This window comes from Ruegeria sp. ABV4_181, assembly GCF_056158465.1.
On sequence record NZ_JBSWTI010000002.1, the window covers coordinates 540,223 to 562,616 of the forward strand.

Annotated in this window: 19 protein-coding genes and 2 tRNA genes; 14 read left to right on the plus strand and 7 right to left on the minus strand. The window is 55.1% G+C overall.

Features of this window, described 5'->3' with window-relative positions:
• Positions 1-210 precede the first annotated feature (210 nt).
• Positions 211-2,496 (plus strand): KAP family P-loop NTPase fold protein, encoded by a 2,286-nt coding sequence (locus ACXAC3_RS02720; RefSeq protein WP_475155855.1) that lies wholly within the window; start codon positions 211-213, stop codon positions 2,494-2,496.
• Between the two features lie 238 nt (positions 2,497-2,734).
• Positions 2,735-3,034, plus strand: a complete 300-nt coding sequence (locus ACXAC3_RS02725; RefSeq protein WP_475155859.1) for a hypothetical protein — start codon at positions 2,735-2,737, stop codon at positions 3,032-3,034.
• A 4-nt stretch (positions 3,035-3,038) separates the two neighbouring features.
• Here the strand turns inward: ACXAC3_RS02725 and ACXAC3_RS02730 are convergent, their stop codons facing one another.
• The 3 genes from ACXAC3_RS02730 to ACXAC3_RS02740 form a co-directional block, all read right to left on the minus strand.
• The gene (locus ACXAC3_RS02730; RefSeq protein WP_475155864.1) at positions 3,039-5,054 is read right to left on the minus strand and encodes a Druantia anti-phage system protein DruA; all 2,016 of its coding nucleotides are present in this window, start codon (positions 5,052-5,054) and stop codon (positions 3,039-3,041) included.
• Positions 5,055-5,113: 59 nt separating this feature from the next.
• Entirely contained in the window at positions 5,114-6,901 is a 1,788-nt protein-coding gene (locus ACXAC3_RS02735; protein WP_475155868.1) for an ATP-binding protein, read from the minus strand.
• Positions 6,902-6,977: 76 nt separating this feature from the next.
• Positions 6,978-7,349 carry a sigma-70 RNA polymerase sigma factor region 4 domain-containing protein gene (locus ACXAC3_RS02740; RefSeq protein ID WP_475155871.1) on the minus strand — a complete coding sequence of 124 codons (372 nt, stop codon included), beginning with the start codon at positions 7,347-7,349 and terminating at the stop codon, positions 6,978-6,980.
• 311 nt (positions 7,350-7,660) lie between these two features.
• On the opposite strand from ACXAC3_RS02740, the gene ACXAC3_RS02745 reads away from it, so the two are divergent.
• The 4 genes from ACXAC3_RS02745 (at position 7,661) to ACXAC3_RS02760 (ending at position 12,227) form a co-directional block, all read left to right on the plus strand.
• A complete protein-coding gene (locus tag ACXAC3_RS02745) occupies positions 7,661-8,827 on the plus strand; it encodes a tyrosine-type recombinase/integrase (protein ID WP_475155875.1) in 1,167 nt (388 codons plus the stop codon).
• A 209-nt stretch (positions 8,828-9,036) separates the two neighbouring features.
• Positions 9,037-9,630 (plus strand): hypothetical protein, encoded by a 594-nt coding sequence (locus ACXAC3_RS02750; protein WP_475155881.1) that lies wholly within the window; start codon positions 9,037-9,039, stop codon positions 9,628-9,630.
• A gap of 103 nt (positions 9,631-9,733) precedes the next feature.
• Entirely contained in the window at positions 9,734-9,955 is a 222-nt protein-coding gene (locus ACXAC3_RS02755; protein WP_475155886.1) for a helix-turn-helix transcriptional regulator, read from the plus strand.
• The gene (locus ACXAC3_RS02760) at positions 9,945-12,227 is read left to right on the plus strand and encodes a virulence-associated E family protein (RefSeq protein WP_475155891.1); all 2,283 of its coding nucleotides are present in this window, start codon (positions 9,945-9,947) and stop codon (positions 12,225-12,227) included. Before ACXAC3_RS02755 ends, ACXAC3_RS02760 begins: the two co-directional genes overlap by 11 nt.
• A 269-nt stretch (positions 12,228-12,496) precedes the next feature.
• Here ACXAC3_RS02760 and ACXAC3_RS02765 read toward each other — a convergent pair whose 3' ends face one another.
• Together ACXAC3_RS02765 and ACXAC3_RS02770 are read right to left on the minus strand one after the other, a co-directional pair.
• Positions 12,497-12,931, minus strand: coding sequence for a hypothetical protein (locus tag ACXAC3_RS02765; protein ID WP_475155897.1), 435 nt, complete (start codon positions 12,929-12,931; stop codon positions 12,497-12,499).
• A 329-nt stretch (positions 12,932-13,260) separates the two neighbouring features.
• A tRNA-Thr gene (locus ACXAC3_RS02770) sits at positions 13,261-13,336 on the minus strand.
• Positions 13,337-13,697: 361 nt separating this feature from the next.
• Between ACXAC3_RS02770 and ACXAC3_RS02775 the strand changes: the two genes are divergently transcribed.
• The 6 genes from ACXAC3_RS02775 to ACXAC3_RS02800 all read left to right on the plus strand — a co-directional run bounded on the left by ACXAC3_RS02775 (position 13,698) and on the right by ACXAC3_RS02800 (position 19,152).
• Positions 13,698-14,531 (plus strand): arsenate reductase/protein-tyrosine-phosphatase family protein, encoded by an 834-nt coding sequence (locus ACXAC3_RS02775; RefSeq protein WP_475155901.1) that lies wholly within the window; start codon positions 13,698-13,700, stop codon positions 14,529-14,531.
• Positions 14,528-15,526: an ArsJ-associated glyceraldehyde-3-phosphate dehydrogenase gene (locus ACXAC3_RS02780; RefSeq protein WP_475155906.1), complete on the plus strand. Its 999-nt coding sequence runs from the start codon at positions 14,528-14,530 to the stop codon at positions 15,524-15,526. Before ACXAC3_RS02775 ends, ACXAC3_RS02780 begins: the two co-directional genes overlap by 4 nt.
• Positions 15,523-16,788 carry an organoarsenical effux MFS transporter ArsJ gene (arsJ, locus tag ACXAC3_RS02785; RefSeq protein WP_475155912.1) on the plus strand — a complete coding sequence of 422 codons (1,266 nt, stop codon included), beginning with the start codon at positions 15,523-15,525 and terminating at the stop codon, positions 16,786-16,788. The genes ACXAC3_RS02780 and arsJ overlap by 4 nt, the downstream gene beginning before the upstream one ends.
• Positions 16,785-17,828, plus strand: a complete 1,044-nt coding sequence (gene arsB, locus ACXAC3_RS02790) for an ACR3 family arsenite efflux transporter (RefSeq protein WP_475155916.1) — start codon at positions 16,785-16,787, stop codon at positions 17,826-17,828. The genes arsJ and arsB overlap by 4 nt, the downstream gene beginning before the upstream one ends.
• Positions 17,829-17,910: 82 nt before the next feature.
• Positions 17,911-18,486, plus strand: a complete 576-nt coding sequence (locus ACXAC3_RS02795) for a hypothetical protein (protein WP_475155920.1) — start codon at positions 17,911-17,913, stop codon at positions 18,484-18,486.
• A 45-nt stretch (positions 18,487-18,531) separates the two neighbouring features.
• Complete coding sequence (locus tag ACXAC3_RS02800) at positions 18,532-19,152, plus strand: peptidoglycan recognition protein family protein (RefSeq protein WP_475155926.1); 621 nt, start codon at positions 18,532-18,534, stop codon at positions 19,150-19,152.
• Between the two features lie 54 nt (positions 19,153-19,206).
• On the opposite strand, the gene ACXAC3_RS02805 is transcribed toward ACXAC3_RS02800, so the two are convergent.
• Positions 19,207-19,283: transfer RNA gene (locus ACXAC3_RS02805), tRNA-Arg, on the minus strand.
• A 115-nt stretch (positions 19,284-19,398) separates the two neighbouring features.
• Between ACXAC3_RS02805 and ACXAC3_RS02810 the strand changes: the two genes are divergently transcribed.
• Positions 19,399-20,424, plus strand: coding sequence for a LacI family DNA-binding transcriptional regulator (locus ACXAC3_RS02810; RefSeq protein WP_475155930.1), 1,026 nt, complete (start codon positions 19,399-19,401; stop codon positions 20,422-20,424).
• A gap of 4 nt (positions 20,425-20,428) precedes the next feature.
• Positions 20,429-21,643: a winged helix-turn-helix domain-containing protein gene (locus ACXAC3_RS02815; RefSeq protein WP_475155933.1), complete on the plus strand. Its 1,215-nt coding sequence runs from the start codon at positions 20,429-20,431 to the stop codon at positions 21,641-21,643.
• A gap of 3 nt (positions 21,644-21,646) precedes the next feature.
• On the opposite strand, the gene ACXAC3_RS02820 is transcribed toward ACXAC3_RS02815, so the two are convergent.
• Positions 21,647-22,345, minus strand: coding sequence for a fumarylacetoacetate hydrolase family protein (locus ACXAC3_RS02820; RefSeq protein WP_475155938.1), 699 nt, complete (start codon positions 22,343-22,345; stop codon positions 21,647-21,649).
• Positions 22,346-22,394: the final 49 nt, after the last annotated feature.

A 22,394-nucleotide genomic window follows, 5' to 3' on the forward strand; every position in this document is an offset into this window, starting at 1 on the left:
ACCGGTTGATGCACGTGGCGTCGGTAGAAGCTTAGGTTCGTTGCTTCTAAGTCCAACGCCGCAGATGCTTTCCAACCAGATATTTACGCCTAGAATGAAGTTCTCTTACATTGCACGATGGGCTCCATTCCTATTAACCGCGAAAAATCTAACAGTTACCAATTCTTCCCAATCTCATTCCAAAGAAAATTCCAATGCACAGGCTAGATGATGAACGATAACGCAAGCAACAGACCATTTTGGAAACGATGGTTCAGCAATGATCATTCAGCTATCAAGGATGCAAGTGCCATTAAGACAACAGTCTCCATGAAGGCGCGGAGCCAGTTCGACGACAAACCGATCGAAAATCCAGAGGAAGACAAATTCGGCTTCGACACTTTTGCTTCCGCGATTGCCACATCCATCGCTGGAAATACGCAACCAGAAGGCACTGTTGTCGCGATCCACGGACCCTGGGGAACTGGCAAAAGCAGTATCGTCAATTTAGTCAAACATCACCTTGCAGACCAAGTTGAAGCAAAAGATATCGAGATACTCGATTTCAATTGTTGGTGGTTCAAAGGCGAAGAGGCGCTAGCGCTCGAATTCTTTCGCCAACTATACGGCGTTATGGACCAAACTGACGTGGAAAGGGCGAAGGAGGCAGTTTCAAAACTCGGCTCACGCGTCCTTAGCGGCTCAAGTTCTTTCGTTGGAGCCGCTCTGAACTTCGCCGCTCCCGGTGCAGGTGGAGCAGCATCCAGCGGCATGAATTTGGTGGCAGACCTAATCAAGCAAGATAAGACAGTGGAGTCGTTCCATTCTGAGGTATCTGAAGCACTCGCAGAATGTGACAAGCGTTATTTGATTGTCATAGACGACATTGACCGACTTTCGCCCGAAGAAGCTCTGCTTATCTTCCGGCTCGTCAAGTCCGTCGGACGCCTGCCGAAAGTGATGTATCTTCTGGCGTACGACCGCGAGATAGCTGACAATATCGTTTCCCAAAGATACCCTTCTGAGGGGCCTCAGTATCTGGAAAAAATTGTTCAGGCAGGATTTGATATCCCGCTTCCACCACACTCCAGCTTAACCAATAGTCTTTTGGAGTTTCTGAATGACCTTTGGAAGGATGAGGAAACGCCTGAGACCACGCATTTCTGGAACTTGTTCCACGACGCAGTTTCACCCCAAATCAAGTCTCCTAGAGATCTTATTCGTATCACCAATACTCTAAGGATCTCGTGGCAGGCTGTGGCGGGAGAAGTCGATCCAGTCGATTTCCTTGTTTTGGAGGCGCTTAGAGTACAACAGCCAAAGGTCTACACGGCGTTGAAGTCTAACAAACACAGGCTGACGAATGGTGGGCAAGACCACCAGTACCAACAACATGAAGCAGTGGCGTCATCTTATGACGATTTGTTTGTTGCAGAGTTTGATGGGGAAGAACGTGAGGAAATGAAGCGAGCCCTTCGCCGATTGTTCCCCGCGCTCGACGGCGTATGGGGCAATATGAGCTATGATTCGTCTTTCTTCCAGGATTGGGAAAGGCAACGGCGGGCGTGTTCTCGGAAGCACTTTGATACCTACTTCCGTTTTTCTCTTTCGGATGAAACCATAAGCGCCGCGGAAGTGCGTGCAGTCGTTCAAAACAGCGGCGACGCAGAGTACATTTCATCAGTGCTAGTCGAAGCCAGCAAAACACCGAAACCTAGCGGTCAAGGAACACGTGCCAGCGTTTTACTTGATGAGATTAGTGCTCACGCCAAAGGCATCCCGCTTGAAAATGCAGAGGCTTTTTTGTCCGGCTTGTTTGCGGTGCACGACGAGATTGACACCGAGATTGATCAAGATCGCGGCGGATTTGCGATTGCCAACAATAACCTGCGGACGCACTGGATTTTGAGGGCTTTGCTTTGGAGCCGGACATCACTTACCGAAAGATCGACCATCATACTCAAAGCTGCTGAGTCGAGCAGCGTTGGTTGGTTAGTCGACCTTTGTGAGTCAGCGTATCGCGATCACCATCCACGTGAGGGAAAGTCGCCCGAACCCGAAGATAGATGCCTCACAACCGAAGCTGACGCCAATAGTTTACGCCAAATGGCATTGGAAAAAATAGCTATTGCAGCCGCTGATGGATCTCTGCTCAGCTATGAATATTTCCCAAGAGCGCTAATTAGATGGGACGAACTGGCGGGTAATGATGATCACAAGCGTGCAAAAGCTTGGTGCATGGAGCGGTTGGCAGAGGATGAAGCTGTTGAGGCCTTTTGTAAGGCATTCTTGTCTGAGAGTTGGGTAACTGGCATGGGTGGTTTTGGCGGAGGCCTCGGAGATACTGTTAGCGTGAGGCGTGACCGAGTTTCTGTTGAGTCGCTCCAGCGCTTCTTTGACGTTGATGCGCTCCGGGTACGCGTTGATGCTTTGCTGGTCGCGAGCGCAGAGGGGAGCCCACGAAAGGCAATTTTGCAACGTTTTGTGGACGCATGGGATGCCGTGGAAGAGGACTAGACGAACTGGCTCGAATTGCGTTTGCGGCAAATTGGTCCCGTTACCTAGGGTGTCTAAGTATCGCCTCTAGAATAGTAACAAACGAGATTTAAACGGTCCTGTTTCAAGGCGTTAGGTCTTACGAAGTGGAAACGTCTGTACTCCTCACCGGCCATCATCGCGCCGCCAACTCGACGATTTTTAGATACATTTCAGATAGTTATGCTATTTCATGAGTGACATCTACACGAGGACACCCATGAGAAAACGCGCTTGGCTTGTTGCAGACACCGTAAGAACGGACCGAAAAGACATTTTTTGCTTTGTGGAAGGCAACCAACATCACATCGGTACGATTATCTCAGGAAGCAGAAAATATCTTGAGCGGTTTGAAACAGAAGTCTCACTGATCCGCAGGAGCCCAGAAATGAAAAGCATCCTCCAGTCTTTGGTTGATGAAGGACGCTCCAATAGTATTTGTCCCCATAGGGTTCAGAGGCTTGCTCAAACGGCCAGTGTAATTTTGGACGAGATAGGACAACCTTACGAGGAAGGCTAATTGGTCATTCTTGCCTTATTTCACCAAATTTCTCTGAACGCGACTTTAGTTCTTCAGAAACGTGAATGGGTTCAAAGCTTGCAAGCTCACTCAACACCCGCTCATTTTTTAACCGAGGTAGTAACCAACGACTCGCCCAGCCTTTGGCTATCGCTGAAACTGAATTTGATTTTGTGTCGTTGAGCCCGGCATCTTCGAAGCCAAGCAATTGATCTTTCGCGCCCGGATACAACTCGCAGCCATAGACTTTCTTTTTGTTGGGTTGTTCGAGAAGTTCGCTGTTATTGATACCTAACAGATTTAATCCCTCGCGGATTTGGCGTGTTCTAGGACTGCTACCCTCTCCAAAGACGCTGTTTATTCTTCGGCGGCCGTACTCGCGGATCCCTAGTTTGCGCATAAGCTGCACTGTTTCGTCACTGATGTGCGTGACGGTGAAACCGGTGCTACTATCAATCTTCTTCCAAACTAAATCGCTTGCCAGCTCTGAATGCTTAGCTGCCCGCAAGGTTAGGCTGCTGTATTGGTTGCTGCCTACCCCATACAAGGCTGTTGTCGTCAACAGTTTCAGGTCCGATGATCGTTGGACCCGCTGACCTTTGATCTGAGAGGAAATTTCGCTGACCTGTTTTCCGTAACGCTGCTTATAGATTTCACGCACTTCTTCCGAGGCCATCACAGCAGTAACCAGCTTTCCACCAATAAGCATGTTGTATGGTGCGACAGCGCCACAAACAGAAAGATCGGCGACTTCCGAGGCCAGATGCACTTTCTTAATTTCGTTCAAAGCAGTTTGTACGGCTTGCTTTCCGTCTTTTTCTACAAGGGCTTCGTACAACGCGGTGCCAGGATGCTTATCGAACCCATACCCTTTCATGGTTCCAAGAGCTTTCAAGAGCGGAATAAGCTGCTCAGCTCGTTTCTTTTTGAACAACGAAGTCTCGGAAAGCTCCTTCCACTGTTTGTTTGTGATTTTCGATTTGTCGAGCCCACGGATGTCAACGAGGTAGTCGGTGGATTCGGACTCCAAGTCTCGGGCGCGGTCCTGCAATGCCTTATGAACTGCTTGATCAAGCGCAAAGAAATGCTCGGGCTTTGGATGGTTTAGGGCGCTCCGAGGAACCAAATCATCTGTTCGTATCTGTTTGATCGCAGTTTTGATGGCCTCATAGAGCTTGCGCCCGACATCGTCGGCACTCCACTTCCGTGCCAGAAGGCCGGATACAATTTCTTCAAATGTCCACCCAATCCACTTGTCCCGGCTTTGGAGGTTCGCAGTTGGGCTTGCTATTAGCACAATGCCGATGATCGGCTTGTTTGGGCGTGCAGCATTACGAACCAGCAGCCGCATCGTTCTGCCCGGCAACAGCTTGTATTCGAGGGACCAAGTATGTCGGAAGTACCTCCAAATGTCCTGTAGTCGATAACCAGTGTATGGGCATTTCTCATCCCCCCGACACTCAACCAACTCGGGACATATTACCGCCGGGATTTCTTCCAGTGCCTTGTACGAAGGTTCGGTAGCGAGCAGCTTTAGTTCCTTAGCAAGTTCTGCTCCGTCATCGACAACATCAAGCACCGATACCATCTTGCCTTCGAAATCTCTTGGAGTTTCCATCCGGCGGATAAATTCTCTGTTGGTGGGGTCGGTCAATTGGCGGTTGCTGACCGCTTCAAATCCTTTACGAATTCGTTGTTTGATTTGTGCCTCCGTTTCGTCTTCCATCCAGTCGATGGAAGGTTGTTCGACGACAATGTCATGGCCCTGAACAGCGATTCCCCACCCCTGTTCGGTGAAGTCAGCCAACATCGAATAGCAAACGGCAAGGCGAATTTTATCAGAGTCCGCGTCGTTGTCGGTCCCGTCAGTAGCGTATTTACGCGCTAGGTTACGGTAACAGACTGCTACATCGTATGAGTCTTCTTGAGCTTGAGATTTGATCGTTTTTTCGAGTGCATCATGTAACTGTGTAGGCAACCTATTGGGGGCGAACGCTTTCTTATGATTTTTGTTTTTCATAGTTCATAATAGCAGAAAGAGCCCACCGCAGTGGGCTCCTTTGCATTCCCTTTGTCCGCTTAGGCTGCTTCGTCGTCCACGACTTCTGCGTATTCACTCAGCACGCCAAGCATGACGTTTAGCTTCTTGGACCATTCGAGTTTTTCGACGTGGTAAAAGCTTTCCTTGCTGACGTTGCCAATCGCATCCAACTCGCCCTCCCCGATTGAAATCAGGAGAACCTCCAAAGCATGGCGTACAAATGCTCCAGCGGAGCTGCTGGCATATATGTCCTTATAGAACCTATGCGCCATGTTGATTTTCAGAACCTTCATCGCCCCCCGCTGCTCCATTCGATAGAATGGCGCATCCTGTAGACTTTCGAACTCTACCTTGTAGGGACGTTCCTCGATCTCTTTTTCAAGCTGCTCCTTTGCGGATGTTTCGGGGATTTTCCGCTCTTTGGCGTCCTTTTTGAAGAACTCTTCAAAGTTCTTCTTTGCCTGTTCCTCCCGCTCTTCTGACATCGGGTGAACACGTCCTGGACGAGCTTGTTCCGCACCCTCTTTGGCCGCCACCTCGGATGGGCGAGGTTTGTCCTCTCCGGTTTCTGGCTCAGCCACCTTTGCGGCCTTGCCGTCTGCGTACATCTTTTTAAGAGACTTAAGGCCGGTCAGCACGCCGCCTTCCTTGAGAAGCTGCCAGATACGGTCAGACATGACGACATCTTGTTTGGAGTTGGAGATCGTAAACTCCTCATCCAAATCGGCTGGGAAGTCGATTTCCAATCCCCAGTAACGATCATCGTTGTTAGAAAGGCGACCAACCCCGGCCCAACCCTGTGCACCGTCATGGGCGGTGATTTTGTCCACGACGTGAATTTGTCGACCCATACGACAGACTACAATGCCAAGGTTATCGTTTTTCACGCGAAAACGAGCGTTGCTGTTCTTCCCGCCCGCGACTTTATTCTTATCGATCGCATAAAAACCCACAGGCATCGAAGCGTAGCGAACTTTGATTTTGCACGGCTTTCCCGTCCGTTCAGATCGAACGGTGATTTCGCCTGGCTCCAATGCTACCGCGCGCTGCGAGTCTTCGTCAAAGAAGCGCGCACCGGGCGTGATAAAAAGCGGATCAACGGCTCCAATAACTGTATTGTCAAAAACGATTTGGGTCTGGGAAAGGTAGTTCCGGTAGATCGTACCGAAGTGCGAAAGCAAGTTGTTCCGCAACCCATTTACGGTGGACCACGTCAGCCGATCCAACTTTTCCCAAACGACAACCGTGCCGTGCTTTAGCTCCTTTTCCGGCAAGTTTTTCTTAACGTTTTCCAGCACCCAGTCAGGCGGAGACGCCTTCTGATAACCGGGTACCTCCACCTTGCCGGGAACAGACGAATATTTCAGGTCGGCGACATCGTCCAGATCGACGGTAACCGCGCACCAGTCTTTGCCGCTCAGCTTAGAATAAATCGTAAACCGCTTACCTTGATTGACAGACGCACTGGGAAGTCCAAACCCAAAACGCCCCATACCTTCACGGGTTTCATTTTGGTGGCGGTGTGTCCCGCCCCAAGAAGCAGCTCGGCGAACCATGTTGGGCGGCATACCGTGCCCATTGTCGATAATCGCGATCGCGCTGGGTTTTTTATCGCCTTTCTTCTTAAAGCCGAGCGCAACACTTACAGTATTGGCTCCGGCCTCAATAGAGTTGTCGATCAACTCATCAATGGCGGTGCCAGTGTGCTTGTAGTGCGTAGACCGCATGCTTTCGACAAATGCTTCGCCAATTGCAAAGGTGTAGTCGACGTTGTTTTCGTCGAGGGCGTTCGCATATTCGATTTGGAGTTCAAGTTGAGTAGCCATGATACTTTCCTTCTTAATGCAGCCATTTTCGACCGCGTAGACTGAGGGGGTGGCCCCGGAGGGCCACCGCATTGATTTACTGGGCGAGCACAGGCGCCAAATCACGCTTGCCCAAGCGCACCACACGCGCCAGTGCGTCGTAGATCGCGGGGCGGCGGCGACCGAGGTCATCAGCGATTTTCTGGGGGGAATAATTCATCCAAAAACGGCGGATGACAACACATTGAAGATACGGGGTTAGACCCTCGACGAACGTACGGACATCTCCGCGCATGTCTTCGAGTATCATTTGCTCTTCGACTGTCGGCTTTGGGTCTGCGATAGTATCGCCTACCTCGACGATAGAACCGTCTTCGAATTGAACGATCTCATTGGTCGAACCAACGTTCGCGAGACTGTGCAGGCTTTCAAGGCCTGCATTACACATAGGGTAGAAATGGGGATCCATAACGGGAACCTCCTTGCTTGGTAGACAGCATTTTGGAGGTTCACAAAATCAGTGTACTCAGTTCTTTTTCATACATGCAGCCATTTTCGACCGCGTCGATCCGAAGAACCTCCGACGTATTCTTAATATAACAGCAATCCCGGCAGATTCGAGCTGTTGTTTCAGATTTTTTGTTCCTTGGTTGGCTTGCCGGACTTAGACGCGCTTTCATTCTCTCGCAACACACCCGACAAACCCTCATAACTCGATGAAAAGTCGAGCTTTTCCTCTGGATGTGCATATAATGATTTGTGGCCGGAAGGAGGGTCACAATGCCAAGTCTACGTCTTACGCGCCGCGCGGTCGATGAAGTTCCGTATCCCAAAAGCGGTCAGGTTTTCTACCGCGACACCATGCTCTCCGGCTTTGGTTTGCGGGTCGGTGCCAACTCCAAAGTGTTCTTTGCCGAAGGGCAAGTGAACCGGCGGACGCGGCGGGTTACAATAGGCCGGGCCGACGTGTTCGCCCCGGAGATTGCTCGCAAGAAGGCGCTTGTCATTCTGGGCGAGATGGCGGAAGGGCGTGACCCCAATGCCGAAAAACGCAAAGAGAAGCAGCAACGTGTCACCGTGGAAATGGCTTTCAACCGTTTCTTCGAAGCCCGTAAGACGCTGTCCACCAACACGGTCAGCAACTACCGCCGGTCGGAGCAACTCTACCTCAAGGCGTGGCGCAAGAAGGAGGTGAAGGAAATCACCCGCCAGATGATTCTTAAGAAGCATCAGGAAATTGGCAAGAAACACGGCGAAACTACTGCCAACAACGTGATGCGTCACTTCCGGTCGGTGTTCAATTTCATCTCCGCCACGCAGGACAATTACCCGCCCAATCCGGTGCAAATCCTGACCCAAGCGCGTGCGTGGTTCAAAGAGCGCCGCCGCCAGACCGTTGTGACCGCTGTCGATCTGCCCGCATGGTGGAAAGCGGTTATGGCGGAGCCAGATTATTCCCGGGATTTCCTGCTGACCGTGCTGTTCACAGGCATGCGCCGCAGCGAGGTGATGCAACTGCGCTGGGAGAATGTGGACCTCGCCGCCAAGACCCTTCACCTGCCGACCACCAAGAACGGTGACCCGCTGTCCCTCCCTCTGTCCGAGTTTCTCACCGACCTACTGGCCCAACGTCGCGAGGCGAACCAAGGCTCTCCTTGGGTGTTCCCCGGGCCGGGGCGCACCGGCCATCTGGTCGAAACCAAAAAATTCCTCATGCGCGTATCGGCTGGTTCTGGCGTCAGCTTCACCTTGCACGACCTGCGGCGCACCTTCATCACCATCGCCGAAAGCCTCGACGTACCTTACTACGCGCTCAAGCGCCTGCTGAACCACCGAACAAATGGCGACGTGACCGGCGGCTATATCGTAGTGAACGTTGAGCGTCTGCGTGAGCCGGTCGAACTGGTAGCCAAGCGCATTCTGGAACTGAAAGAGCCGCGCGACTGATTCATAGGTGACCCCACCCCATCGACGGCACTCAGAGCCATGGGTGCGTTAGCCAATCCCGCTCCGAAGGAATCCGGGAACATCCCTGAACATAGAAAAGACGAGATTCATGTGTTTAACAGGCGATCATCCGGTTGCGCCTTCGCGCAGGCGCGCGCGAGATTTCAAGAATTTGGTCAACAGTTCATAGATTGAGTGGGAGAATTACGATGTCCGACGAAAGTACCGAACAGACCGAAGACAACTACGAAGATTATGCGGTTGGCACATTGTTTGGGCGTACCTACTTGGAAAAACTGCTTCTAACCATTATCGAGGCGCACCCACATGGACACGATACCCCAGAATCCCGCCTTAGCGTTGCTGTCCGCGCATTGACTGGCGAAAACTCAAGAGCGGAGACTGTGAAGCAGGACGGCGATTTGCCCGCGCTTCGACATATGGCCAGCGAGCATCATCGCGACAAAGGGAACAGATTCCTACTTTATATGAAGCATCGCAAAGACAAGACTCCGCAAGAGCTTCCAAAGGTCCGCTCGGACTTGGCTCTCGCCAAAGAGGCCACTGACATGTTCTTTGACCCTTCCAACGAACAAGCTCGAAAATCTATATACGACCGTCTACGCGAGAAATTCAGCGGTGCTTATTACCGAAAACAAGGCAAAGGCCACGGAGTCAATTTTCGAGAGTACTTCGTATACATGGCCGTCGAGCATGATGATGTCGCAGAAACACTTGAGGCTCAGAGCCTTGATATTATTCGCGAAGAGCTTCGCAAAAACGGTGTAAAAACTGCACGCTAATCGAATCCCCCATGTTGCGAAATAGTTCGTATTTGTTTCGCAACATGGATCGTTGTGTCGTTGGCAAGGTCCTCGTCATCACAAGATGACAAAGGAGGGCACAATGTCCGCGCAATCAGAATTCCTAACCACAAAAGAGCTGCCGGCGATCACCGGTTTCAGCGCAAGTTACTTCGAGAAAGGTCGCCATCTTGGTTATGGCCCACGCTTTCTCCGCTCCAAGTCCGGTAGCCGCACTGGCAAGATTCTATATCGACGGATCGACGTCGAAAACTGGATGGCCAACTTGGTCTGTGACCCAAAAGGGGGTGCTAATGCCCTCTAAGCTTGCACCAGACGCCAAAAGGGCAATCGAATTCCTGGCGTGGCTGACTCAAGGTCAGCCACTCTACCTCGAACACATGAACAGTGAAGGAGCCAAAAAACCGCAGTCAAAAGTATACGCTGCAAATGAAGCTGCGTCGGCCATTCGGTTTGTTGCTGGAAACAACAATGACACATACAGGCGTAACTTGTATTTTCTTGCAAATGCCGAATTCCTTGAAGGCAAGCGGAGCAAGGCCAACCTGATAGCTGTGCGGTTTCTGCATGTCGATCTCGACAACAAAGACTATGCAGGTACCGAGCGGCAACAAGAAGAACGCATAATGTCGCTTCTGCTTGACGAAAAAAGTCGCCCAAAGGGTGTACCCCATCCGTCAGCGATATGGTTCACCGGTGGTGGGTTTCAGGCGATGTGGCGTCTAGCCGAGCCGATCAGTGTTGAAGAAGCCGGCGAACTGAATCACGCGTTGTTGAAGGCACTACAAGGCGAAGGTGGGACGCACGACGCCAGTCGTCTTACACGCTTGCCGTGGACGATGAACTGGTTGGACAATGTAAAGCGCGAGGCTGGTCGGGAACCTAAACTGGCGTTTCATATACACCCAATGGACTTCAACGCACCGCCGGTGTCATTCACTGTGGATGAATTCCAGATGCGCCGTCCGAAACCTGAGCCAAAGCTTCCGGTGGTTGGCGCGGCGACGGCAATAGAGTTCGAAGCTCTGCCGTTGCCGGATGATCTGAGCGCCATCATTCCGCTTGATCAGAAGTGGGCCGAGGTGATTATGACCGGGCAGAATCCACCTGACAAAACCTATGGCTCACGCTCTGAACTGGTGTTCGCGGCGACGCTATGGATGTTGGGAAAGGGAATGGAGCCGGGTCACGTTCTGTCCATCATAACCGACCCTGATCTTGGTATCAGCGCGCATGTCCGCGATAACCCAAACCCTTTGAAGTACGGGCGTCGACAAGTCGTGCGGGCTCACGAGTTATTGGAAATGAAACAAGGCGGGTGGCCCGTCGTCACCGACGAGGGAAAACCGGTGCCTCGTGTGCCGGAGAATATCCGTTACGCCGTCGCGCTATTGGGTGTGGACGCGCGACGCAATTTGTTTACCCAAACAAACGAAGTGACCGGGCACCAACTGGACGGGCGCGATCTGAACGATATAGGTGATATCCTATGGAGCGTGTTCAGTCGCAAATTCAGTTTCAGCGCGAGTTCGGACACTATCAAACGCGAGTTGATCGCTATCGCTCATGAAAACCCGTACCACCCGGTCATCGACTACCTCGATGGGTTGGAGTGGGATGGCGTTCCGCGTATCGAGCAGTGGTTGACCACCTACTGTGGGGCTGAGCAATCGGAACTGAACGGCGAGTTCGGGAGCAAGTTCCTTGTGGCAGCAGTGCGCAGGATCAAACAACCGGGCATCAAATTCGACACGATGTTGGTGTTGGAAGGGGATCAAGGCGTCGGAAAGTCCCAATTGGCGGCGAAGTTGGCGGTAAGGGATGAATGGTTCTGCGGTAGCTTAAACTTGAAGAGTGACGACAAAGCCAAAGCGGAGCTTCTGTCACGCGCGTGGATTGTCGAGTGCCAGGAACTAGAAGGTATCAAACTCTCAACTGATCAGCGCTTGAAGAAGTTTCTTAGCACGGCTGTGGATCTGTTTCGGCCTGCCTATGGGCGGAACGTGCTGTCGTTCAAACGGCATTGCGTAATTCTCGGAACCACTAACGAGGACCAGTATCTCGGAGACCTGACCGGCAATCGCCGGATATGGCCCGTTGCTGTTGGAAGCATCGATATTGATGCGTTGGCAAAAGACGTTGATCAGATATGGGCGGAGGCAGTTGTACGTGAACGCGAAGGCGGCTCTATCGTGCTATCCAAACATCTGTGGTCCGTAGCTAAACGGATACAGGGAAATCGGATGATCGAAGACGATTTCGCGAATGTCTTGGAAGATAATATTGCAGGTCGCACCGGTAAGATATCCATGGACAGCGTAAAGCTTCTTTTGAGCCTTGAGACGTCGCGTATGTCGACAACCGACTCGCGTCGGATCAAGGCCGCGATGTCCAATCTGGGATGGGAATACGGAACCTACCGCTTGCATGATCTTGCGGGTACCGAAAGGCGACCAAGAAAAGGGTTTGCCAGAGGTTCTGAGGCTGAGCGCGGTCATGAAATTTTCGCCATCAGAGGAGAAAACGGCGCTGTCGGGTTAGGCAACTACAGAGAGGTCGCCGACTCACCTTTCTAAGCCCCAAGGTGCGGGTGGCGTAACCTGTTACCCGTACCTTGCGCCCTAAACTTTTGGCGCAGCCAAGGGGGGTGGTGCACTACCCCCTGTTGCCAATTTTTGTTGTTCGACCAAAGTTACAGTTACAAGTTACACACCAGCACATCGGCCAGCAGATGTAGGCTGAGCGCTGGGCCTCCTTTGGGTTTGGCTAGGCCGCTAACCAGCAAACGCAGCTACGAGCTTCGACGGACGCCTACGGACGTGTGCTGGCCGTTAGCTGGGTACGGCTACCCTTTTCCGGGCTTCCATGCGTGGCCGCAGCGCAGGCAGGTTACTTTGATTTTGCCGCTTCCGACAAAACCGGCCAATAGGCCAACCCCGCCCGCTGCGACGCCACCCGCAACAGCTTTACCCAGACCAAATCCTTGCTTCTGAGCAGTCACTTGATCGGACGTGCATTTTGGGCAAAGGACCTTTCTGGGCTTCGGTTGGTGCCGGGACATATCCAGAATACACTTGCTACCATAGGTCAGAACGTATTCCTCGGATGTGCCGCAATGAACGCACTTCCCCTCGGTGAAATTATGCTGTTTGCGTGGCTCAGGGTCAGCTTCGGTGGAAAGGTTGTTTCCGCAAAATCGGCAAATGACAGCTTCGGCTTTAATATCTTCCGCGCAATGCGGGCAAAGCTTTGTCGCGCGGTTGGAAATCTCACTGTTCATAACGGCTCCTCTACTAACGAAATCGGCCACCAGAGTTTCCTCTGGCAGCCGGGGAGTTAGTAAGCCGCCGTCAGACGACCGCGCTGGCCTTTAGGCCGGAGCCCTGGACATACGCCAGTGCCTCCCCGACCATAGGGTTCGAGGAGGTATCGTTGCGGTCGATACCGACCGCTGACGGCGGGGTTACTACGCCCCAAGACTGGCCGTTTTCGCCAATCCTGCGGCCAGCCTAGCCCGGATGTCTGAAAATCGAAAGCGCAAACGTCACCTTGCGGACTTGCCGAAGATGTTGATTCCAGTGCTTAATTTGGAGGGTTATCGGAGAAGGGTGGTGCCGCTGATAGGACTCGAACCTACGACCCCATCATTACGAATGACGTGCTCTACCAGCTGAGCTACAGCGGCATCCTTCTCTTTCCGTGGCCCTACTATGGCCCTACTAGTTACTGCATGCCTTCTCTAACTCATTGGCATCAAACGTCAATCACGAGCGGACCCGCTACTTACGAAGGACCTGCTCTACCAGCTGAGCTATTGAGGCAAGCGAGGGTCCGTTTAAACGGTCATGTTGCGGCGTGCAAGCCTCGAAATTGCGGTGGATGCCCGGCAAGCCCGGCGGTGATTCCCCCGCGTTCTGGGGGTGCAAGGCGTCTTTGGTTTGGGGCTCTGCGACCGGAAATCAAACTGATTCAGCGATTTACATGGGCGCGACGGGCGCGATGGAATCAAATTGACTGCTGTTCCATATTTCGATAATTCATGAAATATGATAGAACAGATTACGGATCAGCTGGCCATCCTGGGCCATCCACAGCGCATCTCGGTGTTTCGCATTCTTATGCGACGGTTTCCTGACAGGGTTCCCGCCGGAGAGCTGGCGGCAGAGCTTGGCATCAAGGCAAGCACGCTTTCGAACTACCTGAACGCGCTGCAACGGTCGGGGCTGGTCAGACAGGAACGGTCCGGCACCTCTCTGCTCTATTCGATTGAAATGAAGAACGTGCAGCGGATGTTCGACTATCTGATTGTCGATTGCTGCCGTGGTCGCCCTGAAATCTGCATGCCCTTTACACAAGGAACAGGCACAATGACTGACCGGAAGTTCAACGTATTGTTCATTTGCGTGGGCAACTCAGCCCGTTCAATCTTTGCGGAATCCCTGCTGCGCGAAATCGCCGGAGAGAAATTCAACGCATTTTCCGCCGGCACCAAACCGTTTTCCGAACTGAACCCGTTTGCGCTGCAGGTGCTGAAGGACAAGGGGCATGACACATCGGTCCTGCGGTCCAAGAACCTGTCCGAATTCATCGGCCAGGACGCACCGGAGTTGGATTTTGTCTTTACTGTCTGCAATCAGGCCGCGAACGAAGAATGCCCGCCCTGGGACGGGCAGTCGATCAGCGGCCATTGGGGCATGATCGACCCGGTCAAGGCTGAAGGCACGGATGCCGAAAAAAGCCTTGCCTTTCAGAATGCCTATGGTGCGCTCAAGCGCCGGATCGAAGCCTTCACCTCGCTCCCGGTCGAAAGCCTCGACCGGATCGCACTGCAATCGGCCGTCGATGAAATTGGCCGCAGCGCGTCAGAGGATGTACAATGACAACCTTTGCTGTGAACGGGCTGGGCCGGATCGGAAAACTGGCCCTGAAACCGTTGCTGGACAAGAGTGCCGATATCGCCTGGATCAACGATGCGGTCGGAGATCCCGCGATGCACGCGCATCTGCTGGAGTTCGACACGGTGCATGGGCGCTGGGACGCCCGATTTGAACATGACGCCGACAGTGTCACCATCGACGGCACCCGCCTGCCCTTTATCGGCACCGGGGATCTGAACGCCCTGCCGCTGGACGGTGTCGATGTGGTGATCGATTGTACCGGCGTGTTCAAGACCGAGGCGAAGCTGGCCCCTTATTTCGCGGCTGGTGTGAAGAAGGTCGTGGTCTCGGCCCCGGTCAAGGACGGCCCAACCGCCAATATCGTGTTCGGCGTCAATGAAGGCACCTATGATCCTGCGCAGCACCGGATCATCACGGCGGCGTCCTGCACCACCAATTGTCTGGCCCCTGTGGTCAAGGTTATCCACGAAAATCTTGGAATCCGGCACGGCTCGATGACCACCATCCACGACGTGACCAACACCCAGACCATCGTTGACCGCCCTGCCAAGGACCTGCGCCGCGCGCGCTCGGCGCTGAATTCGCTGATCCCGACCACTACGGGCTCGGCCACGGCGATCACGCTGATCTATCCCGAACTGAAAGGCCGGCTGAACGGCCACGCGGTACGGGTTCCCCTGCTGAACGCTTCGCTGACCGATTGCGTGTTCGAGGTTGAACGCGAAACCACCGCCGAAGAGGTCAATGAATACTTCAAAGCCGCAGCCGAGGGCGAGTTGAAAGGCATCCTTGGCTATGAAACGCGGCCTCTGGTCTCGACCGACTATACCAATGACGAACGGTCCTCGATCGTCGATGCGCCCTCGACCATGGTGGTGAACGGGACACAGGTGAAAATCTATGCGTGGTACGATAATGAAATGGGCTATGCGCACCGTCTGGTCGACGTGGCGCTGATGGTTGGACAGTCGCTGTGACTGACCGGCCCGAGGGACTGTCGGCTTATATCGCGGTCACGGCGGCCTATTGGGCATTCATGCTGACCGACGGGGCCCTGCGGATGCTGGTGCTGCTGCACTTTCACACGATGGGGTTCTCGCCGGTTCAGTTGGCCTATCTGTTCGTTCTCTATGAAATCGCGGGCATGGGCACCAATCTGGCCGCGGGCTGGATTGCGGCCCGGTTCGGGCTGACCTCGACGCTTTATGCCGGGCTCGGGCTGCAGGTTATGGCATTGCTTGTCCTCACTCAACTGGACCCTAACTGGGCGATTCCGGCAAAAGTGGCCTTTGTGATGATCGTTCAGGGGGCAAGCGGCGTGGCCAAGGATCTGGCCAAGATGTCTTCGAAATCCGCTGTCAAAATTCTGGCGCCCAGTGCGGGTGGCGGGCTGTTCCGCTGGGTCGCCATCCTGACCGGTTCGAAAAACGCGGTGAAGGGGTTGGGCTTTCTTCTGGGCGCTGCCCTGCTGGCCACGCTGGGCTTCATGTGGGCGACACTGGCCATGGCGATTGTGCTGGCGGTTATTCTGGTCGCGGTCTTTGCACTCATGCCTCCCGGCCTGCCCAAAGGCCGCAAGGGCGCAAAGTTTTCAGAGGTGTTCTCGAAATCCGCTAATGTGAACTGGCTGTCCGCGGCGCGGGTCTTTCTGTTCGGCGCGCGGGATGTGTGGTTCGTGGTGGGCATCCCGATCTATTTCTACGCCGTGCTGTCCGACGGCACCGAAGACGGCAACCGCGCCGCGTTCTTCATGATCGGCACCTTCATGGCCGTCTGGGTGATCCTATACGGTGCCGTTCAGGCCAGCGCGCCTAAAATTCTGCGTGCCGCAAGTCGCCCCGAGGGCGATCTGATCCGCGCGGCGCGCAGCTGGGCGGCGGCGCTGTTCTGCGTGCCGGCCGCGCTGACTGTCGCGGTGCTGATCTCCGCAGGGCCTCAGACATGGCTGACCGTCACCCTTGTCCTTGGCCTGCTGGCCTTTGGGGCGATCTTCGCGGTCAACTCCTCACTGCATTCCTATCTGATCCTGGCCTTTACCAGATCGGAGCGGGTGACGATGGATGTGGGCTTTTACTACATGGCCAACGCAACCGGGCGGCTTGTGGGCACGGTCCTGTCCGGCCTCACATATCAGGTCGGCGGGCTGGCACTGGTTCTGGGCACCGCTGCCGTGATGGTGGCGCTGGCGGCGCTGACCTCGGGCAAACTGACCGATCAGACGCATGAGGCATATACATGAGCATCTTCGAACGCTACCTGACCGTCTGGATCGCCCTTGCGATGATCGGCGGCGTGCTGATCGGACAGGCCATTCCCGGGCTGGTGCAGCTGATCGCCTCGGCCGAACTGGCCAGTGTCAACCTGGTGGTGGCCCTGCTGATCTGGGCGATGGTCTATCCGATGATGGTCAGTGTCGATTTCGGCGCGGTCGCCGGCGTTGCCCGTCAGCCGCGAGGGCTGATCGTGACGCTGGTGGTCAACTGGCTGATCAAGCCCTTCACCATGGCCTTTCTGGCCGTGCTGTTCTTTGACCATGTCTTTGCCCCCTGGATTCAGCCCGAAGACGCCGCGCAATACACCGCCGGTCTGATCCTGCTGGGTGCGGCCCCTTGTACCGCTATGGTCTTTGTCTGGTCGCAACTGACCCGGGGCGACGCGACTTATACGCTGGTGCAGGTTTCGGTGAATGACCTGATCATGGTGGTCGCCTTCGCGCCGATCGTGGCGTTTCTGCTGGGTGTCACAGATATTTCGGTGCCGTGGCAGACACTGGTGCTGGCCACGGTTCTCTATGTAGTTCTGCCCTTGATCGCGGGGTTGGTCACCCGCCGGAGGCTGGGATCGCAATCGGCTATCGACGCCTTTTCAGCCCGCGTCAAACCGTGGTCGATCATGGGGCTGATCGCCACGGTGGTCATCCTGTTCGGCCTTCAGGGGCAAACCATTCTGTCCAAACCGATGGTGATCGTACTGATCGCAGTGCCGATCCTGATCCAGAGCTACGGAATTTTTGCCCTGGCTTACGGAGCGGCCTACGCGCTGAAAGTGCCCCACCGCATCGCCGCCCCCTGTGCGATGATCGGCACCTCTAACTTCTTCGAACTGGCCGTCGCCGTGGCCATAAGCCTGTTCGGCCTGAACTCGGGCGCTGCCCTGGCCACCGTGGTCGGAGTGCTGGTCGAGGTGCCGGTGATGCTGTCGCTGGTGGCCTTCGCCAACCGCACCCGCGCCCGGTTTGCGGAACCTGCACTGCACCCAGAGCTTCATAGTGGCAATTAGGAAAATCCAGAGCGTTCGTGCTATGATGGGTCGATTTTGAACCCACTTATGAAATTATCCTACCCCGGAGGACATAACCACCGTGGACTATAGCGTCGCTCTGCTCATTTTTGGTATTCTGCTCCTTCTGGTAGGCCTTGCTGGCAAGGTTAAGGCGAAGGAGCTTGAAGTCGGTACTAGCAGCCCCTTTGTGCGTGTAATTGTCGGGTCCATAGGCGTACTGTTCGTGGGCCTTTCGTTGTTCATTTCTCCGGCAAAAGATTATTTGCCCGATCTTTCCAACATGCTTGCCGTAGACAAATCCACACCTGTCCCTTTGGACACTGAGCAAGACAGTCAGACAGCGGATAATGAACCAGCCCCACCTGTTCCGGTACAGCCGACTCCGGTAGCAGACACGCCTTGGTTTGTCTTCCTCGGGGCCTTCCCACACGCGGACTATGCCAGCGTACAGGATCTCAAATCAAAACTGGACTCCAGCTTGAGCCAAGAGATGGTTATTTTGAACACCGATGACTATTCGAATCTCAAAGACGGGCTCTACGCCCTTGCCATTTCTTCGGGAACGCGGGCGGAGGCCGAAGCAATAAGGGAAAGTGTCCTGCAGCTGGTCCCTGAAGCCTACGTAAAATCCGGTGGAGATGTTAAGACAAACTAACCAGGCATCTTTGCTTTCAAAACATGGCAATGAGGTGAAACGCGAGTGGCGTCCAAACTGCAACGGCGATGGCTCTTGGCCATTATCTCCATTTTTGCCCTGATGGGAAAAAAGCTGTGGGCTTTTGATTTTGTGAACAGGGAAAGTTGGGGGGCTAGAAATCCCAGCCGCCCAATGCTTCGTCATTCCCCTTCACGCATAACCATTCACCACACTGCAACTGCCGCCCGTCCAGCGGTTTCAATTGGCGAAAAGATGAAATCGCTTCAGAGGTTTTCTCAGAGCGCAACGATTTTGGCTGACGGCAGGTCAAAGATTGCCTGGGGCGACGTTCCGTATCACTTCTACATAGACACGAATGGCACCATCGCAGAGGGACGCCCTGTGGAATATGCCGGCGACACAAACACGAACTACGACCCTATGGGTCACATTGGTATCGCGCTAGAGGGGAATTTTGACAACGAGATGCCTTCACAATCCCAATTGATGTCTCTTGTCGACCTGCTGAAAAACCTGACGCTCCAATACAGCATTTCGCCCGATAACATTGATCATCACGGAGCTTTCGCCGCCACCCAATGCCCCGGGCGGCATCTGAAAGCGGAACTAGAGAACATCGTCGCGAACCTGGCAAAAACCGGCGTCGAGACCCCCAAAAATTAGACATTGAAACGACACGCAACTTTGCCGCTTCGCCTCTCAGCCTGGTAGTCATACTGGCGACCCCGGCAGGATTCGAACCTGCAACCTGCCCCTTAGGAGGGGGCTGCTCTATCCAGTTGAGCCACGGGGCCGCGCAAGGCTCTCTGTACCTGTGTTTTTTCGGCTTGTCATGACCTTTGCGTAACAGTTGTAAATCGCGCCCTGTTCACGCTACCATCCGGCAAAACAACAACGCAGGTGCCTTCCGTGACCACAGAAACAAAACGCCCGCTTACCCTTCGTGATGTCTCGGAAGCGTCCGGAGTGTCGGAAATGACGGTCAGCCGGGTTCTGAGGAACAGGGGCGATGTTTCGGACGCCACTCGCACCCGCGTTCTGGCTGCCGCGAAAGAGCTGGGATATGTGCCCAACAAGATCGCGGGCGCGCTGGCCTCAAGCCGGGTGAACCTGGTGGCCGTGATCATCCCCTCGCTGTCGAACATGGTGTTTCCCGAGGTGCTGACCGGTGTCAATCAGGTGCTGGAAGACACCGAATTGCAGCCGGTGGTTGGCGTCACCGATTATATGCCGGAAAAAGAGGAAAAAGTGCTGTACGAGATGCTCTCGTGGCGACCCTCGGGCGTGATCATCGCGGGGCTGGAGCATACGGATGCGGCGCGGGCGATGCTGGATTCGGCCGGCATACCGGTGGTCGAGATCATGGATACCGACGGCAAGCCGGTGGACGCGATGGTCGGGATTTCGCACCGCCGCGCCGGGCGCGAGATGGCGCAGGCGATCCTTAAGGCGGGGTATGAACATATCGGCTTTATGGGCACCAAGATGCCGCTGGATCACCGCGCCCGCAAACGGTTCGAAGGCTTCACCGAAGTTCTGGGCAAACACGGGGTCGAGATCGAAGACCGAGAATTCTATTCCGGCGGTTCCGCTCTGGCCAAGGGGCGCGAGATGACGCAAACCATGCTGGAGCGCTCTCCCGAACTGGATTTCCTGTATTATTCCAACGATATGATCGGTGCCGGCGGGTTGCTGTACCTGTTGGATCAGGGGATCGAGGTTCCGGGCCAGATCGGCCTGGCCGGGTTCAACAATGTCGAACTGCTGCAGGGCCTGCCCCGCAAGCTGGCCACGATGGATGCTTGCCGGCTTGAGATCGGGCGCAAGGCGGCCGAGATTATCGCAACACAGCTGGCCGACCCCAATGCCGAGGTCGACACCCGCGTGACCCTGACCCCCAAGATCAGCTATGGCGACACGCTGAAACGGCGCTGATCCGGTGGCTTTACAGCGACTGGACAACAAGACCGCGCGCGCCATTTTCATGGAGCGCCATGCGCTGGCGGAACCGCCTGCGGGCGGGGCGAAAGGCGCGGACCTGCTGGATCTGATCCGGCGTCTGGGTTTTGTTCAGCTCGACAGCATCAACACCGTCGCCCGCGCCCATGACATGATCCTGTTTTCGCGCCGGCCTTCATACCGTTCCGGCAACCTTAAACGCCTCTACGAGCGCGACCGGGCTCTGTTTGAACACTGGACCCATGACGCCGCGGTCATTCCGATGGACTTCTACCCCCACTGGCATCTGCGGTTTCAGCGCGATGCGGCCCTGCTGAAATCGCGCTGGAAGAACTGGCGCCGCGACGGGTTCGACCAGCAATTTGCAACCGTTCTGCGCCATATTCGCGATCACGGTCCGGTGTCGTCATCGGATGTCGGCAAGGATGAAAAGAAAGGCTCGGGCGGCTGGTGGGACTGGCACCCGTCCAAAACCGCCTTGGAGTTTCTGTGGCGGTCCGGCGCGCTGACGGTCATTGGTCGCAGCGGGTTTCAGAAACGCTATGACCTGACCGAGCGGGTGATCGACACGCATCTGTGCCCGGGCAACATGCCGTGTGATGCGGATCAAACCATTGATTGGCTGTGTAACGCGGCGCTTGACCGGCTGGGCTTTGCCACGCCCGGAGAGCTGGCCGCGTTCTGGGATACCGTCAGCGTCGCCGAGGCCAAAAGCTGGTGCGAGCAGGGCCTGACACACGAGACTCTGGAAGAGATCGAGATTACCTGCGCGGATGGGCGTGTCCGCAAACTGCTGGCCCGTCCGGGGCTGGCCGCAGAGGTTGATGCCCTGCCATCACAGTCCGGCCGCATCCGGGTCCTCAGCCCGTTTGACCCCATGCTGCGCGACCGCAACCGTGCCGAGCGCCTGTTCGGGTTCCATTATCGGATCGAGGTGTTTGTTCCCGCTGCCAAGCGGACCTATGGGTATTATGTGTTTCCGTTGTTGGAAGGTGACCGGTTGATCGGCCGCATCGACATGAAGGCGCATCGGGACCGGGGGGGTCTTCAGGTCCGCGCAATGTGGCCCGAACGCAACCTGCGCTGGTCCGACGCGCGCACCCGGCGGCTGCGGTCAGAGCTGGACCGGGTTCGCAGATTTGCTGGGCTTGACGATGTGGAGTTTGCCGGGGATTGGCTGAAAGCCCCTAAATAGGGTCTATTTCGCCGCCGACAGAGTCAGGCGAACCGGGGCCAGCCCGTCAATTCCACCCTCTATCACGTCGCCGGCCTGCACCGGCCCGACCCCGGCCGGGGTTCCGGTCAGGATCAGATCACCGGGCCGCAGGTGGTAATACCCGGACAGGTGGCTGAGGATCTCGTCGATCTTCCAGATCAGTTCCTCCAGAGTCGCGTCCTGACGCAGTTGCCCGTTGACGCTGAGGTGGATGCGGGTGCTGTCCATGGGCGACCAGTCGCTGGCGGGGGTCAGGGGCGCAAACACCGCGCCATTCTCGACATCCTTGCCCAGATCCCAGGGGCGCTGCTTGTTGCGTTCGCGGATTTGCAGATCGCGGCGGGTCATGTCCAGCGCACAGCCATAGGCAAAAACGGCATCCCGGGCCTCGGCCCGTGCGGCCTGGAACAGCGGTCGCCCGACCGCAACGGCCAGTTCCATTTCGTGATGGTAGTTTTCCGTGCCCGGCGGATAGGGCACCGTTGCCCCGGACAGAACCGCGTTGGGCGCGGATTTCGTGAAGTAGAACGGCGCCTCGCGATCGACCTCATGGCCCATTTCGGCCGCATGGGCCGCATAATTGCGGCCAACGCAAAAGATCCGTCCCACCGGGTAAGCCGATTGCTGCCCCTGCACCGGAATCGCAAGCGGATCGGGAAGAGTAAACAAGCTGTCCGGCATCCGGGCTCCCTTTCGCGTCAAACGAGGCGCATCTTAGTGAAGATCATTG